The 14,916-nt window shown below is 70.1% G+C and carries 12 protein-coding genes; 3 read left to right on the top strand and 9 right to left on the bottom strand.

Going from position 1 to position 14,916, the window contains the following annotated elements; all coding sequences use genetic code 11:
* Positions 1-138: 138 nt before the first annotated feature.
* Positions 139-2,472, top strand: coding sequence for a GH92 family glycosyl hydrolase (locus ACIRSS_RS13650; RefSeq protein WP_400894359.1), 2,334 nt, complete (start codon positions 139-141; stop codon positions 2,470-2,472).
* On the opposite strand, the gene ACIRSS_RS13645 is transcribed toward ACIRSS_RS13650, so the two are convergent.
* The 3 genes from ACIRSS_RS13645 to ACIRSS_RS13635 form a co-directional block, all read right to left on the bottom strand.
* Positions 2,469-4,520: an MMPL family transporter gene (locus ACIRSS_RS13645; protein ID WP_400894357.1), complete on the bottom strand. Its 2,052-nt coding sequence runs from the start codon at positions 4,518-4,520 to the stop codon at positions 2,469-2,471. The genes ACIRSS_RS13650 and ACIRSS_RS13645 overlap by 4 nt on opposite strands.
* A 113-nt stretch (positions 4,521-4,633) precedes the next feature.
* Entirely contained in the window at positions 4,634-5,299 is a 666-nt protein-coding gene (locus tag ACIRSS_RS13640) for a response regulator (RefSeq protein ID WP_400894355.1), read from the bottom strand.
* A 7-nt stretch (positions 5,300-5,306) separates the two neighbouring features.
* Positions 5,307-6,374: a sensor histidine kinase gene (locus ACIRSS_RS13635; RefSeq protein ID WP_400894353.1), complete on the bottom strand. Its 1,068-nt coding sequence runs from the start codon at positions 6,372-6,374 to the stop codon at positions 5,307-5,309.
* 79 nt (positions 6,375-6,453) lie between these two features.
* Between ACIRSS_RS13635 and ACIRSS_RS13630 the strand changes: the two genes are divergently transcribed.
* Together ACIRSS_RS13630 and ACIRSS_RS13625 are read left to right on the top strand one after the other, a co-directional pair.
* On the top strand, positions 6,454-6,912 hold the full coding sequence (locus ACIRSS_RS13630) for a DUF3761 domain-containing protein (protein WP_400894351.1): 459 nt from the start codon (positions 6,454-6,456) through the stop codon (positions 6,910-6,912).
* An 85-nt stretch (positions 6,913-6,997) separates the two neighbouring features.
* Entirely contained in the window at positions 6,998-8,413 is a 1,416-nt protein-coding gene (locus tag ACIRSS_RS13625) for an MFS transporter (RefSeq protein ID WP_400894349.1), read from the top strand.
* 11 nt (positions 8,414-8,424) lie between these two features.
* Here ACIRSS_RS13625 and ACIRSS_RS13620 read toward each other — a convergent pair whose 3' ends face one another.
* From ACIRSS_RS13620 to ACIRSS_RS13595, 6 genes are all read right to left on the bottom strand, one after another.
* On the bottom strand, positions 8,425-9,231 hold the full coding sequence (locus ACIRSS_RS13620) for an SAM-dependent methyltransferase (protein ID WP_400894347.1): 807 nt from the start codon (positions 9,229-9,231) through the stop codon (positions 8,425-8,427).
* A gap of 78 nt (positions 9,232-9,309) precedes the next feature.
* Positions 9,310-10,113, bottom strand: coding sequence for an SAM-dependent methyltransferase (locus tag ACIRSS_RS13615; RefSeq protein WP_400894345.1), 804 nt, complete (start codon positions 10,111-10,113; stop codon positions 9,310-9,312).
* 43 nt (positions 10,114-10,156) lie between these two features.
* Positions 10,157-10,957 (bottom strand): SAM-dependent methyltransferase, encoded by an 801-nt coding sequence (locus tag ACIRSS_RS13610; RefSeq protein ID WP_400894343.1) that lies wholly within the window; start codon positions 10,955-10,957, stop codon positions 10,157-10,159.
* 43 nt (positions 10,958-11,000) lie between these two features.
* Positions 11,001-12,554 (bottom strand): acetolactate synthase large subunit, encoded by a 1,554-nt coding sequence (locus ACIRSS_RS13605; protein WP_400897450.1) that lies wholly within the window; start codon positions 12,552-12,554, stop codon positions 11,001-11,003.
* A 5-nt stretch (positions 12,555-12,559) separates the two neighbouring features.
* Complete coding sequence (locus tag ACIRSS_RS13600; RefSeq protein ID WP_400894341.1) at positions 12,560-13,945, bottom strand: FAD-binding oxidoreductase; 1,386 nt, start codon at positions 13,943-13,945, stop codon at positions 12,560-12,562.
* A 140-nt stretch (positions 13,946-14,085) separates the two neighbouring features.
* Positions 14,086-14,844: a PE-PPE domain-containing protein gene (locus ACIRSS_RS13595; protein WP_400894339.1), complete on the bottom strand. Its 759-nt coding sequence runs from the start codon at positions 14,842-14,844 to the stop codon at positions 14,086-14,088.
* Between the last annotated feature and the right edge of the window lie 72 nt (positions 14,845-14,916).

The following is a 14,916-nucleotide window of genomic DNA, read 5'->3' as shown; positions in this document are numbered from 1 at the left end:
TGCCGAACTACAGGATCCGGGGCTTGATCTCCATGGCGCGAACGTAAGCGCCGCAGCGTTCGCCGGGAGCCGAAGTGTCCGGCAGTTTGTCCGTTTGCGTTCGCCCAAAAGCCACTGAACGCGGGTTAACCTCCGCCCATGCGCCGTCCAGTCACGGTGGCTTTCGCCGCCGCCCTGCTCGCCTCGACGTTGACAACGATGTCAGCAGCCGCCGACCTGAGTCCCGCCGACTTCGTCGATCCGCTGATCGGCTCCGCCGGGGACGGCAACACCTATCCCGGCGCCACCGCGCCCTTCGGGATGCTCGCCTGGAGCCCCACCAGCACCCGCGGCGACCAGACGTCGACCGGAGCCGCCAACGGCTACCAGTACGACACCACCCGGCTTCGCGGCTTCAGCCTCACCCACGTCAACGGCGCCGGCTGCAACCCCGGCGCCGCCGGCGACGTGCCGATCCTGCCCTTCGCCGGCGACGTCACCTCGTCGCCGACCGCCGACACCACCGACGCCGTCTACGCGAGCAACTTCAGCCACGCCGACGAAGCCGCGACGCCCGGCCGCTACCGGCTCGGTCTGCAGAACGGCGTCACGACCGACGTCGCCGCCACCGAACGGACCGCGATCGGCACGCTGTCCTACCCGCGGGACAAGCCGGCCAGTCTGCTCTTCCGGACGTCGAACTCCCTGAACGGCAGCGAAGACGCCGAGACTCACATCGACGCGGCGAACCGGCGGGTGACCGGTTCCGTGCTCACCGGCGCGTTCTGCGGCCGCCGCGCGAACGGCGGCGTAAACAACCGCAAGTCCTACTACCGCCTGTACTTCACCGCGCAGTTCGACCAGCCCGTCACCGGCACGGGGACGTGGAAGGACGCGACGCTCCAGCCCGGCGGCACCGACCAGACCGGCGGCGAGGGCTACGCGACCGGAAAGGACCGCGCCGGACGCGGTTCCGGCGGCTACGTCACCTTCGCGCCCGGCAGCAAGGTCACCATGCGGATCGCGATCTCCTACGTCTCCCTCGACGGCGCGGAACGCAATCTTCAGGCCGAACAGCCGAAGAAGTCCACAGTGGACAGCATCGCCGGCAGGACGAAGAAGGCCTGGAACACCGAACTCGATCGGGTGCAGGTCAATGGTGGCACCGCCAACCAGCGGATCACCTTCACCACCGCGATCTACCACAGCCTGCAGCAGCCCAACCTGGTCAGCGACGTCGACGGCCAGTACCTCGGCATGGACCGGAAGCCGCACCGCGTCGAGCGCGGGCAGGACGCGCAGTACTCCAACTTCTCCGGCTGGGACCAGTACCGCGCGCAGGTGCAGCTGCTGGCGCTGGTGGAGCCGCGCGTCGCGGGGAACTTCGCCCAATCGCTGTTCAACTACGCGAAGCAGAACGACGGCGTCTGGGACCGCTGGGTGCACGTCAACGGCGCGACGCACGTGATGACCGGCGACCCGTCCGCGGCGACGATCGCGACCTTCTACGCGATGGGCGTCCGCAACTTCGACTACCGCGGCGCGTTCGACTCGCTGTACAAGCAGGCGACGGTCCCGCGGCCCGAGGGTCTGCAGGACGGCGGCTGTCCCGGACAGTGCGTCGGCCAGCGCCCCAACCTTACGCAGTACGTCATCTCGCACTACGCGCCCAACGACGTCTGCCACTGCTGGGGCGGTGCCGCCGAGACGCTGGAAGACTCCGTCGCCGACTCCGCAATCGGACATTTCGCAGACATGCTGGGCCGCACGCGCGAAGCCGCGGAACTGCACGCGCGCGGCGCGTACTGGCGCAATGTCTTCAACCCGGACACCGGCTACATGCAGGCCCGCAACGTCGACGGCACCTGGGTGACGCCGTTCGACCCGGCGAGCGACCGCGGCTTCGCGCAGGGCAGCGCGGCGGCCTACACCTGGATGGTCCCGCAAGACGTCTCCGGCCTCGCCGACGCGATGGGCGGCAAGCCGACGGCCGTCACCCGGCTCGACGGCTTCTTCCACGACGCGAGCGGCAACTGGCAGCTGAAGGGCGGCGGCCCGCTCAAGTACGACCCGACGAACGAGCCCGACATCCACGCGCCCTGGCTGTACAACGAACTCGGACAGCCGTGGAAGACCCAGGAGACCGTTCGCCAGCTGGTGTACTCCGTATACGGAACCGGACCGTCCGGGCTGCCCGGCAACGACGACCTCGGCACGATGTCCGCGTGGTACGTCTTCGCCGCGCTCGGCATCTACCCGCGCACGCCTGGCACGGGCGAGCTGCTGCTGTCGAGCCCGCTGTTCCCCGGCGCCGTGATCCGGCCGGCGGGTGGGGCACCGATCCGGATCACGACGTCGGGCAGCGGGAAGTACGTCCAGGACGTCCGCCGGGACGGCAGGCCGCAGCGCGACTGGAAGGTCGACGGGTCCTTCCTGCGCGGCGGAAGCCTGGACTTCCGCTTGTCCGAGACGCCGACGACCTGGGGGAGTTAGGGCTCCAGTGCGACGTGCGGCAGGCGGCGGTCCAGCCACCGGGGCAGCCACCACGCCCGGGCGCCGAGCAGGCGCATGATCGCCGGGACGACCAGGCAGCGGATCACCAGCGCGTCGAGCAGGACCGCGGTCGCCAGGCCGAGGCCGAACTGCGCCAGCATCCGCGACGGGTCCAGCAGGAACGCGCCGAACACCAGCACCATGATCGCGCCCGCCGCGGTGATCACCGCGCCGGTCGACGCGAGGCCTTCGCGCACCGCGAGCCGCGCGTCGCCGGTGCGGCGCCACTCCTCGTGCATGCGCGACACGAGGAACACCTCGTAGTCCATCGACAGCCCGAACACGATCGCGAAGATCATCACCGGCACGAACGCCTCGATCGGTCCGGACTGCGCGCCGAACCAGCCGTCGCCGAACACCAGCGTCATGACGCCGAGCGACGCGCCGATGCTCAGCAGGTTCAGCAGTGCCGCCTTGAGTGGGATGAGGATCGACCGGAACACGACCATCAGCAGCAGCGCGGACAGTCCGACGACGACCAGCACGAACAGCGGCAGCCGGTCGGCCACGGCATCCGCGAAGTCCGTCGCGGCCGCCACCGAACCGCCGACCAGGTAATGGCCCGGCAACGTCGGGAGGACGTCGGTCCGCAGGCGCGTCACAAGTTCGGCGGTCGCGGCGTCCTGCGGTGACGTCGTCGGGAACGCCAGGACGGTCCGGCCCATCGGCGGCAGCACACGCGCGATCCCGGGCGTCGAGGCGAGCTTCTGCTGCAGTGCGGCAGTGTTGCCGTCTTCGCTCAGGATCGCGAGCGGACCGCTGAAGCCCGGTCCGAAGCCCTCGGCCAGCAGGTCGTACGCCTTCCGCGTCGTCGATCCGGCGGGGTCGGTGCCGGCGTCGGCGAACCCGAGCCGCATGCCCGCGGCCGGAATGGCCAGTCCGATGAGGACGATCAGGCCGATCGCGAGCGGGGCCAGCGGGCGTTTCTGGACGCCGTCGGCGAGCCGTCGCCACGTCTTGCCGTGCTCACGCCGGGCGGCATGCTTGCGGATGCCGCGTTCGAGCCGTTTGCCGAACAGCGACAGCAGCGCGGGCAGGAGCGTCACCGATGCGAGCATGGTCATCAGCACGGTGAGCGCGACGGCCAGCGCCACCCCGCGCAGTCCGCCGAGGCCGAGCGCGAGCAGGCCGAGCAGCGCGATGATCACCGTCGTCCCGGCGAACAGCACCGAACGCCCGGCGGTGTCGAGCGCGCGCCGCGCGGCGGTGTCCCGGTCGTGGCCGGCGAGGATCTCGCCGCGGTAGCGGGAGAAGATCAGCAGCGCGTAGTCCACGCCGACGCCGAACCCGACCAGCATCATCAACGGCGACGTGTAGCTCGCGATGTCGACGAAGTGCGAGACGACCGTGATCACGCCCAGCGTGCTGCCGACGGCGAACACCGCGGTGATCACCGGCAGCCCGGCGGCGAGCAGTGAACGGAACAGGAACACGAGGATGACCAGCGCGGCGAGCAGCCCGACGCCTTCCGCCGGGCCGCCGCCTCCGGAGAGTCGCTTGATCGGGTCGCCGGCCAGCGCCACTTCGACCGGTCCGGCCTGCTTCGCCGTGTCGGCGAACTTGACGATGTCGTCGTACGCGAGGTCGGTCGAAGCCGCGTCGAAGGTGACGGTGGCGTAGCCGATCCGGCCGTCCGGGGAGAGCGTGTCGAACGGCCCGGCCACCGACCGCACGTGCGGCTGCAATCGGACATTTCCCAGACTGTTTTCGATCGTTGCGCGGTGCGTGCTGAGCCCGTTGTCCGCCTTGTAGACGATCTGCGCCGACGCGCCGGACTGCGCGGTGTTCCGCAGAAGGTCGACGACCTGCTGCGACTCGGTGCCGGGCAGCGAGTTGTCGTCGTGGAACGCGCTGCCGGTGAGCCGGGAGGTGAACGTGACGCCGATGAGGACCAGCGCCCAGAGTGCGACGGCGAGCCACCGGTGGCGCTGCGCCCAGCCGGCCAGTTTCGCCAGGCTTCCCCCGGTGGGGCGAGTGATGGTGTCCATGGGGGACAAGGATTCGCCGCGAGGGCACTACTCCGCGTCGCGCGGCGGAGGACACTTGACGTGCTCCCGTCGGTGTCCCTTAAGGCGTTTCCCGTACCCCCGCGGGAGTACGGCTAAGGGGTGAGCCACCTCGGCGTCACCGCGCCGGACTCGTAGGCGAGGACGACGAGCTGCGCGCGGTCGCGCATGCAGGTCTTCGTCATGATGCGGCTGACGTGCGTCTTCGCCGTCGCCGGGCTGAGCGTCAGTTCGCGCGCGATCTCGTCGTTCGACATGCCGGCCGCCACCAGCGAGAGCACCTCGCGTTCGCGGTCGGTGAGCCGGTCGAGCGCCGGGGCCGGGGTCGGACGCGTGACGCGCGCGGCGAACTCCGAGATCAACCGCCGGGTTATCGACGGTGCCAGCAGCGCGTCGCCGCGCGCGACGACACGTACGGCGTGGATCAGCTCTTCGGGCTCGGTGTCCTTGACCAGGAACCCGCTCGCGCCCGCGCGCAGGGCGCCGTAGACGTCCTCGTCGAGGTCGAACGTTGTAAGGATGACGACCTTACTGTGTACGGCGGGGTCTTCGAGGAGGTGCCGTGTCGCGGCGAGACCGTCGAGCACCGGCATGCGGATGTCCATCAGCACGACGTCCGGGCGGTGGTCGTGCGCGGCCTGCAGGGCTTCGCGGCCGTCCGCGGCTTCGGCGACGACGTCGATGTCGTCCTCACCGTCCAAAATGGACCGGAAACCGGCGCGGACCAGCCGCTGGTCGTCGACGAGCAGGACCCGGATCATCGGCCCATCATCGCACCGGCAACCGGGCGCGCACCCGGTAACCGCCGCCTTCGCGCGGTGCCGCGGTCAGCTCGCCGCCGAGCGCCCGCGCGCGTTCGGCCATGCCGCGGATCCCGGTGCCGGGTGGGGCGTCGCCGCCGCGGCCGTCGTCGTCGACCTGCACGGACAGCGCGTCGGCGCCGTACCCGAGCCGGACGACGACGGTCTTCGCGCCGGCGTGCCTCGCGACGTTCGTCAGCGCTTCCTGTACCACGCGGAACGCGGCGTGCTCGACGTCCGGCGGCAGGTCGCGGGCGACGCCGTCGATCTCGGTCCGCACTGTCAGCCCGGACGCGCCGACCGACTCGGCCAACTCGGCGACGCGGGACAGGCTCGGCTGGTCGACCTGACGGAGCATGCCAAGCGTCGCGCGCAACTCCTGGAGTGCGGTCTTGCTGGCGTCCTTGATGGTGCCGAGCGCGTCCTCGGCCTGCGCGGGATCACGCCGGTGCAGTGCGGCGCCGGCCTGGACATTGATCAGGGATAGATGGTGACCGAGGACGTCGTGCAGTTCGCGCGCGATGCGCAGCCGCTCGTCGGTGGCGCGGGCGCGGGCTTCGGCCTCCTTGGTGCGCTCGGCTTCGGCGCGGTAGTGCGCGACGGCACCACCGGCGACGAGCGCGACGAACCAGCCGGTCATCAGGAAGAACGCGAAGTTGTCGACGTGCCGCCCGGTCCGAGAGCTGACCTCGCCGATGACGACTCCGGCCATCGCGGCGACGACGAGGAACGCGGCCCCGCGGATCCGCCCTGCCGCGGCAGCGTTGTAGAGCGTGTACGCGAAGGCGAGCAGGACGAGACCGTCCGGATCGGTGAGCGGGTAGTAGAGGGCACAGCAAACGAGCGTGAACCCGGCGACGCTCAGCGGGTACTTACGCCGTAAGAAGACGGCGGCGCAGCTCAAGACGGTGAGCACCCAGCCGATGGCGGCGTGGTGCGCGGGCTTGGCGTCGTCGTTCAGGACGGCGAACAGCGAACCGACGAGCACCGCGACGGTGACCGCGAGTTCGGGAGCCCAACGCCGCAACCAGGCCATGCGGCGAGTCTAGGCGTCGTAACAAACGCTCCCGGGCCAGCGACTAGGCGGCATTGGTTCGTGTTGCTAAGGAGTCGTCGTGGGAAAGAAACTGGGGTGGATCCTGGCCGCAGGCCTGCTGGTCGCGGGTTGTGGCGTCGGTTCGGTGCCGGCGAAGGATCCGGGCGGTGTCGGAGTTCTGGATGCGCCGTCGACTTCGTATACAACGCCTGTGTACGCCGCTCCGAGCACGACGGATACGCCCACCGCCACGTCCGAAGCCCCGGTGGCCACGACCGCGCCTACGCAGGCGCAAGCCGTCGCGCCGAAGACGACCGTGGCCAAGCCCAAAGCGGCGCCGAAGACCACCACGCAGGCCGAGCCGAAGCCGGCCGAGTGCGGTGCCGACTACTACCGGAACTCGGACGGCAACTGCGTCCACCGGCCCAGCGACAACCCGTCCGGCGCCACGGCCCTCTGCAAGGACGGCACCTACAGCTACAGCCAGCACCGCTCCGGCACCTGCTCCGGCCACGGTGGTGTCCGCACCTGGCTGTGACGAATCACCAATCGGACCGAAACCGGCCACCCGGTAGGTACAGTGCATCAAGTTGCATGATGCGTACTAACTACACACCGGGGGTGTGCTGGTGTCCCGTCCCGGGCGGTCCGATCGCGCGATCGTCGTGGTGCTCGCCTCGTGCGGGCTGGTCGCGTCGTTCATGCAGACGCTGGTCGTGCCCCTCATCCCGGTGTTCCCGCGGCTGCTGAACGCTTCGGCGGCCGACGCGTCGTGGGTCGTCACCGTGACGCTGCTGGCCGCGTCCGTCATCACGCCGGTCAGCGGACGGCTCGGCGATCTCTACGGCAAGCGCCGGATGATCCTCGTCAGCCTCGCGCTGCTCATCGCCGGCTCGGTGGTGTCCGCGACGACGAGCGCGCTCGCGTTCCAGATCCTCGGGCGCGGGCTGCAGGGCTGCGCGATGGGCGTCATCCCGCTCGGCATCAGCATCATGCGCGACGAGCTCCCGGCCGAACGCGTCGGCGGCGCGATCTCGCTGATGAGCGCGACGCTCGGCGTGGGCGGCGCGATCGGGCTGCCGGTCGCGGCGATCGTCGCCGAGAACGCCGACTGGCACGTGCTGTTCTGGATGGCCGCCGGTCTCGGACTCTTCTTCGCGCTGCTGATCATGCGGTTCGTGCCGGAGTCGCCGCTGCGCACCCCCGCGCCGTTCGACTACTTCGGCGCGTTCGGGCTGGCCGCCGGCCTGGTCTGCCTGCTGCTGCCCGTGGTCAAGGGCGCGACGTGGGGCTGGACCAGCAAGCCGACGCTGGGGTTCGCCGCGGCGGCCGTCGTCATCCTGCTCACCTGGGGCGCCTACCAGCTACGCCGGCGCGACCCGCTCGTCGACCTGCGCGTGTCCGCGCGCCGGCCGGTGCTGTTCACGAACCTGGCCTCGATCATGGTCGGGTTCTCGATGTACGCGATGGCGCTGTCCTTCCCACAGTTGCTGCAGGCGTCCGCGTCGACCGGCTACGGGCTGGGCCAGACGATGGTCGAGTCCGGCTTGGCTCTCGCCCCGAACGGCTTGGTGATGATGCTGCTCTCGCCGGTGTCGGCCCGGCTCATCGCGCGGTTCGGCCCGCGTCCGACGCTGATGTGCGGCGCGCTGGTGATCGCCCTCGGGTACGTGTTCGCGATCGCGCTGATGGACAACACAGCCGAGCTGATCACGGCGTCGGTACTCATCGGCGCCGGTGTCGGCATTGCATACGCAGCGATGCCCGCGCTGATCATGGGCTCGGTTCCGGTCACCGAAACGGCGTCCGCGAACGGCCTGAACTCCCTGATGCGCTCCGTCGGCACGGCGGTTTCGAGCGCGGTGATGGCGGCGATGCTCGCCCAGCTGACGATCACCGTCGGCGGGCTGACGGTGCCGTCGCTGTCCGGCTTCCGGGCGACGTTCGCCGTGGCCGCGTGCGCCGCGCTCGCCGGCGTGCTGCTCGCCGGGCTGGTCCCGAAGACGCGGGTGGCGCCGGAACTCGTCGGTGTCGGCTAGTTCGGCTTCGCCTAGTTCTTGCGCGCCACCAGGGCGAGCCCGCCGCACTCGGCCGGGTTCTCCGGCACGTCCGCCGGGTCTTCCGGCCGCCACTGCGGGATGAAGACGACACCCGGGTCGAGGATCTCGAAGCCGTCCACGAGTGCGCGCAGCTGGTCGGCCGAGCGGGGCGTCACCGGGTTGGCGCTCTTCTGGTACATCGCGACCGCGCGGGCGGTGCCGTCGCTCTGCTGCTCGGGCGTCGCCGACGACATGGCCAGGTAGCTGCCGGGCGCGAGCGCGTCGCGGTAGGCGGCGATCAGCCGGGCCGGGTCGCGCTCGTCCGGGATGAAGTGCACGAACAGGGCCATCACGACCATCACCGGCTGGTCCAGGTCCAGCATCATCTCGGTGATCTCGTGCTCGAGGACGTCGTCCGGGAACTCGGCGTCGGCGTGCACCATGGCGGCGTTCTCGTTGTCCTCGAGCACGATCTCGCTGTGCGCGACGGCGACCGGTTCGTTGTCGACGTAGACCACGCGGGCGGTCGGGTCGACGGCGTGCGCGATCTCGTGGACGTGCCCGACGGTCGGCATGCCGGAGCCGATGTCGAGGAACTGCCGGATCCCGTTGTCCAGGCCGAACCGGATGGCCCGGCGCAGCCACTGCCGGTTCAGCTGCGCGCGCTCCCGCGCGTTCGGCTGCGCGGCGAGCACCTGGTCGGCGAACATCCGGTCGACGGCGTAGTTGAGCTGGCCGCCGAGGATGTAGTCGTACACGCGCGCGGGGTTCGGCTTGTCGAGGTCGATGCCACGCCGCGCGTACTCGTCTTCACTCATTCGCCGCTCCACGGTCCGGTGTGACGGCGAGAATAGCGGGTCGTTCCTGTCCGGCGAATGTCCGATTGCGGAGGGCGGCTAGCCCTTGCGCGCCACCAGGGCGAGCTGGCTCGCCTTCTCCGGGTGCTCGCCCACCTCCGCGGGGTCGTCCGGACGCCACTCCGGCGTGAACACGATCCCCGGCGGCACCAGCTCGAAGCCGTCCAGCAGGGCCTGCAGCTCCGCGCGCGACCGGGCGACGACGTTCGTGCCGCTCTTCTGGTACATCTCCGCCGCGCGGCGGACCTCCTCGCCCTGACCCTCGAACGTGCCCGACGACAACGCGAGGTAGCTGCCCGGCGCGAGCGCGTCGCGGTAGGCCGCGATCAGTCCCGTCGGGTTGCGCGAGTCCGGGATGAAGTGCACGAACGCCGCCATGATCAGCATCACCGGCTCGTCGAAGTCCAGCAGCCGCTCGGTCGTGGGGTGTTCGAGGACGTCCGCCGGGTACTCGGCGTCGGCTTGGACCATCTCCGCGTAGTCGTTGTCCTTCAGCACGATCTCGCTGTGCGCGACGGCGACCGGTTCGTTGTCTACGTATACAACGTGTGCAGTGGGGTCGATGGCTTGGACGACTTCGTGCACATGTCCGACCGTGGGCATGCCGGATCCGATGTCCAGGAACTGGCGGATGCCCTGCTCGGCGCCGAACCGCACCGCCCGGCGCAGCCAGCGCCGGTTCAGCAACGCCAGCTCCCGGGCCTCCGGGCGCACCTGGAGGATCTGCTCGGCGAACACCCGGTCGATGGCGTAGTTGAGCTTGCCGCCGATCAGGTAGTCGTACACGCGCGCCGCGTTCGGCTTGTCGAAGTCGATCCCGCGCTTCGCGTGGTCGTCGGTCATCGCCGTCCCCTCACCGTCGGTGCGACAGCGAGGATAGCGCCGGCTACTCCTTGCGAGCGACCAGAGCCAGCCCGCCCGACTGCTCCGGCGGGTCTTCGAGCGGCGCGTCCGGGCGCCACTCCGGTGTGAACACGACTCCCGGCGGCAGGATTTCGAAGCCCTTCACCAGCGCGCGCAGCTCGTCGGGCGAACGCAGCGTAAGCGGCGTGCCGCTCTTCTCGTACAGCGCCACCGAGCGTTGCGACTCCTCGCCTTGCCCTTCCCACGTGCCCGACGACAACGCGAGGTAGCTGCCCGGCGCGAGCACGTCGCGGTAAGCCGCGATCAGCCCGGCCGGGTCCCGGGAGTCCGGGATGAAGTGCACGAACGCCGCCATGATGACCATCACCGGCTGGCTGAAGTCCAGCAGCGCCTCGGTGGTCGGGTGCTCGAGTACCTCGTCCGGGTACTCGGCGTCGGCCTGGACCATCGCCGCGTTGTCGTTGCCCTCCAGCACGATCTCGCTGTGCGCGACCGCGATCGGCTCGTTGTCGACGTATACAACGTGTGCAGTGGCGTCGATCGCCTGGACGACCTCGTGCACGTGCCCGACCGTCGGCATGCCGGAGCCGATGTCCAGGAACTGCCGGACGCCCTGCTCCGCCGCGAACCGCGCCGCGCGGCGCAGCCACGCCCGGTTGGTCAGCGCCATGTGCTGCGCGTTCGGCAGCACGCTCAGGACCCGGTCGGCGAACATCCGGTCGACGGCGTAGTTCAGCTTGCCGCCGATCATGTAGTCGTACACGCGCGCCGCGTTCGGCCGTTCGAGGTCGATGCCCCGCTTCGCGTGTTCGTCTTCGCTCATCCGCCGCTCCCGGACTCGAGGTGTGACGGGAGAATAGTCCGGTTCAGAGCAGCGGCGGCACCACGGCGTCGATGAGGTGCGGGCCTGGTTCGGCGAAGGCCCGCTGCAACTGCTCGGCCAGCTCCTCGGCCGTGGTCGCCCGCGTCGCCGGGACGCCCATGCCCTCCGCGATCTTGACGAAGTCCATGTCCGGCCGCGAAAGGTCGAGCAGGTCGTTCGCCTTCGGACCGCCCGACGCCGCGCCGACGCGCTGCAGCTCCATCCGCAGGATCGCGTACGCGCGGTTGTTGAGCAGCACCGTCGTGACGTTCAGGTTCTCCCGAGCCTGCGTCCACAGCGCCGAGATCGTGTACAGCGCGCTGCCGTCGGACTGCAGGTTCAGCACCGGCCGGTCCGGCGCGGCGACGGCCGCCCCGGTCGCGACCGGCATGCCGTAGCCGATCGCGCCGCCGGTCAGCGTGAGGACGTCGTGCCGCGGCGCGCCGGCCGTCGCCGTCGGCAGCAGCAGGCCGGACGTGTTGGCCTCGTCGGCGATGATCGCGTTGTCCGGCAGCAGCGCGCCGATGACGTCGACCCAGTTCTGCGGGGTCAGCGGACCACTCGGCAGGGCGGGCCGCGACGCGGGCGACAGCACCGGTTCGGTGTCCGCGGCGACGAGGTCGGCGACCTCGTTCAGCGCGCGCGTGACGTCCTGGCCGACCGACGCAAGCGTGTGCACCTGCGCGCCTTCGGGTACCAGGTCGCTCGGCTTGCCCGGGTAGGCGAAGAACGACACCGGCGCCTTCGTGCCCGCGACGACGACGTGCTTGATGCCGTCGAGCTGGTAAGTCACCTGCTCGGCGAGGTAGCCGAGCCGCTCTATCGCCGGTAGGCCGGCGCCGCGCTCCAGACGCGCGGGGAACGTCTCGACGAACACCTTCGCGCCGGTCGCGGTGGCGATCCGGCTGGCCGCGCGCAGGCCTTCCTCGCGGCACGCGCCGCCACCGATGAGCAGCGCCACCGGCTCGCCGGCGCCGAACACGGCCGCGACGTCCTTGACGGTGGTGGCGTCGACAGCCTGCGGAACGCGCGGCGGGACGGGCGCGCACGTCTCGCCACCGTCACCCCACGAAGCGTCCGCGGGCAGGATCAGCGTGGCGACGCGGCCGGGCGCGTCCTGCGACGCGGCGACCGCGGCGGCGGCGTCCGCGCCGACGTCCTTCGTGTGCTCGGAGCGGCGCACCCAGCCTTCCAGCGAGCCCGCGATGGCCTCGATGTCCGACTCCAGCGGCGCGTCGTACTGCTTGTGGTAGATCGCGTGGTCGCCGACGACGTTCACGATCGGCGTGTGCGCGCGGCGCGCGTTGTGCAGGTTCGCCAGGCCGTTGCCCAGGCCGGGGCCGAGGTGCAGCAGGGTCGCGGCGGGCTTGTCCGCGATGCGCGCGTAGCCGTCGGCGGCACCGGTGACGACGCCTTCGAACAGCGCGAGCACGCCCCGCATCTCCGGGACGGTGTCGAGCGCGGCGACGAAGTGCATCTCGGACGTGCCGGGGTTCGCGAAGCACACTTCGACGCCGGCGTCGACCAGCGTGCGGATCAGGGACTGGGCGCCGTTCATCTCACTCATGCGGTTCCTTCGGGGAAGAGAACGCCGGGGTTGAGGATCCCGGCGGGGTCGAAGCTCTGCTTGATCCGGCGCATCAGCTCGATCTTCGCCGGGTCTTCGAGTTCCTGGTGGTAGTGCGCTTTGGTGCGGCCGAGACCGTGCTCGCCGGAGATCGCGCCGCCCAGTTCCATGGCGTAGGCGAAGATGTCGGTGAGCAGCTGCTTGCGCTTGTCCGCGTCCTTGCAGAAGATCCCGAGGTGGACGTTGCCGTCGCCGGCGTGTCCGCAGCCGAGCGCGCCGCCGCCCGCGGCCATCGCGAGCTCGCGCGCCTTGGTGATGAACTGCGGCATGGCGGTCCGCGGCACGACGACGTCGATCACGTCGTCGGCGCCGGCCGCCTTCGCGGTCCAGAAAGCCTTCTCGCGGGCTTCGATCAGCTTGCGCGCCGCGCCGCCTTCGAGGACGTAGACGTCGGTCGCGCCGAGTTCGCCGAGCTGCTCGCCGACCGTCTCGACGTCCTCCTGCAGACGTCCGCCGTCGCGGTTCTCCAGAGCGACTACAAGGTAAGCCTCGCTGGTCTCGCGGATCTTGTCCGGGACGCCGAGCTCGAGCTTCTCGTTGTAGACGATGGCCGCCATCGTCAGGTTGTCGATGTACTCGAGGATGTGCGGCCCGAGCCCGCTCGACAGGATCGCCGGCACAGCCGCCATCACCTGGCCGAAGTCGCCGAACGGGGCGAGCACGGTGGCGCCGTGCGTCAGCCGCGGGTGCAGCTTGACGGTGATCTCGGTGGCCAGCGCGAGGGTGCCTTCGGAGCCGATGATCAGCTGCGTGAGGTCGTAGCCGGTGGAGATCTTCGACGTCTTGCCGCCGGTGCGGAGGATCTCGCCGGTCGGCAGGACGGCCTGCAGGCCGAGCACGTTGTTCCGGGTGACGCCGTACTTGACGGCGCGCATACCGCCGGCGTTGGTGCCGACGTTCCCGCCGACGCTCGCGCTCAGCTCGCCGGGGTAGACGGTGTAGCTGAGCCCGGCTTCGGCCGTCTTCGCGTCGAGTTCGGCGAGCGTGACGCCGGGCTGTACGACGGCTACGTGGTTTCCGGTGTCGACTTCGAGGATGGCATTCATTCGCTCGAAGGAGATCAGCAGCCCGTCTTCGCGTGGCCGCGCGGCGCCGGAGAGCCCGCTGCCGGAACCGCGCGCGGTTACGGGCACGTTGTGCTCTGTCGCAACCTTCAGCAGCTCCGCGACTTCTTCCGCGGTTGCCGGCTTCGCGACGTACGCAGGCTTCTGAGGCTCCGCAGTCAACGCCTCATCGTGCGCGTAGTCCTCGGAGATCGCCTCGCCGGTCAGCAGGTTCTTGTCTCCGACGATCTCGGCCAGCCGTGCCGCCACGTCGCCCATCGACAGTCTCTCCTCCGCGCCGTTGCTGTGGTTACCGCAGCGTAGTACGTACCGCCGGTACGTCGCCATGAAGGTTTTTCACATTTGCGCGGACGAGTCCGGGCGGGCGCGCTCGCGGCGCCCGCCCGGCAGTGATCGGCTCAGCCGATCGGCCACGGCGGACGACAGTTCTGCCGCGGCAGCTCGATCGACGAGTTCGTGTACACGCCGTCGGCCAAGGTGTCCGCCATGATCGGGCGCTCGACGTAGCACCAGTGCTGGGCGAAGTAGCCGCCCGGTGCCTCGAGCGTGTCGAAGTGGCAGACACCGTCGGTCTGAATGCAGTAGCGGATGTACGGAATGCCGCCGAAGTCCGTCCGTCCGGGGCCGAACGAGACGTAACCGCCGAACGGCGACGGCGCGCCCGCGCCCGCCGGGATCACCGCGCTGATCCCGCGTCCCGGCGGTCCGACCGGCTGCATCGGGTCCGCGTAGAGCTTCGCGGTGAAGTGGCTCCGGTCGACGTCGACGACGCCGTCCGCGATGTCGTTCAACAGGAAGTTGGCGACGATCGCGCCCTGCGAGTACCCGACGACCGTGAATTCGCCGCCGGGATCTTCGCGGTACGCGTCCTGCGCGACGCGCTTCGCTTCTTCGCGGCCGATCGCGACGCTCTGGTCCATCGGCGTCTGGCCGCAGGGGCCGGGCAGCCCGGACGCGCCGGCCGGGTAGTTCACCACCTTCCGGATCCCGCCGCGCAGCCACGCTTCCTGGTACTGGTCGGCGTTCCCGTTGCAGGTGCCGCCGATGAGGATGTAGTAGTGCGCGCCTTCGGCGTGCGCGGCCGGCGTGGTGACGAACCCGGTGACGAGCGCGGCCACCGCCGCCCCGATCAGTGATAGGCGTTTCAGACTTTTCACTTCGCAGTCCCCTCCGTCAGTTGATCACTGCGCCGCGGACGTTAGGGAGGGGTGATGAAATCCGGATGAAAT

Source organism: Amycolatopsis sp. NPDC101161, from assembly GCF_044768185.1.
Classification (GTDB): domain Bacteria; phylum Actinomycetota; class Actinomycetes; order Mycobacteriales; family Pseudonocardiaceae; genus Amycolatopsis.
This window is presented reverse-complemented; position numbering and strand designations above follow the sequence as displayed.

Coding starts and splice junctions, on each gene's coding strand:
- ACIRSS_RS13615 (WP_400894345.1), bottom strand. CDS start 10,113: ATGACCGACGACCACGCGAAGCGCGGGATCGACTTCGACAAGCCGAAC.
- ACIRSS_RS13600 (WP_400894341.1), bottom strand. CDS start 13,945: ATGGGCGACGTGGCGGCACGGCTGGCCGAGATCGTCGGAGACAAGAAC.
- ACIRSS_RS13620 (WP_400894347.1), bottom strand. CDS start 9,231: ATGAGTGAAGACGAGTACGCGCGGCGTGGCATCGACCTCGACAAGCCG.
- ACIRSS_RS13650 (WP_400894359.1), top strand. CDS start 139: ATGCGCCGTCCAGTCACGGTGGCTTTCGCCGCCGCCCTGCTCGCCTCG.
- ACIRSS_RS13610 (WP_400894343.1), bottom strand. CDS start 10,957: ATGAGCGAAGACGAACACGCGAAGCGGGGCATCGACCTCGAACGGCCG.
- ACIRSS_RS13605 (WP_400897450.1), bottom strand. CDS start 12,554: ATGAACGGCGCCCAGTCCCTGATCCGCACGCTGGTCGACGCCGGCGTC.
- ACIRSS_RS13640 (WP_400894355.1), bottom strand. CDS start 5,299: ATGATCCGGGTCCTGCTCGTCGACGACCAGCGGCTGGTCCGCGCCGGT.
- ACIRSS_RS13645 (WP_400894357.1), bottom strand. CDS start 4,520: ATGGACACCATCACTCGCCCCACCGGGGGAAGCCTGGCGAAACTGGCC.
- ACIRSS_RS13635 (WP_400894353.1), bottom strand. CDS start 6,374: ATGGCCTGGTTGCGGCGTTGGGCTCCCGAACTCGCGGTCACCGTCGCG.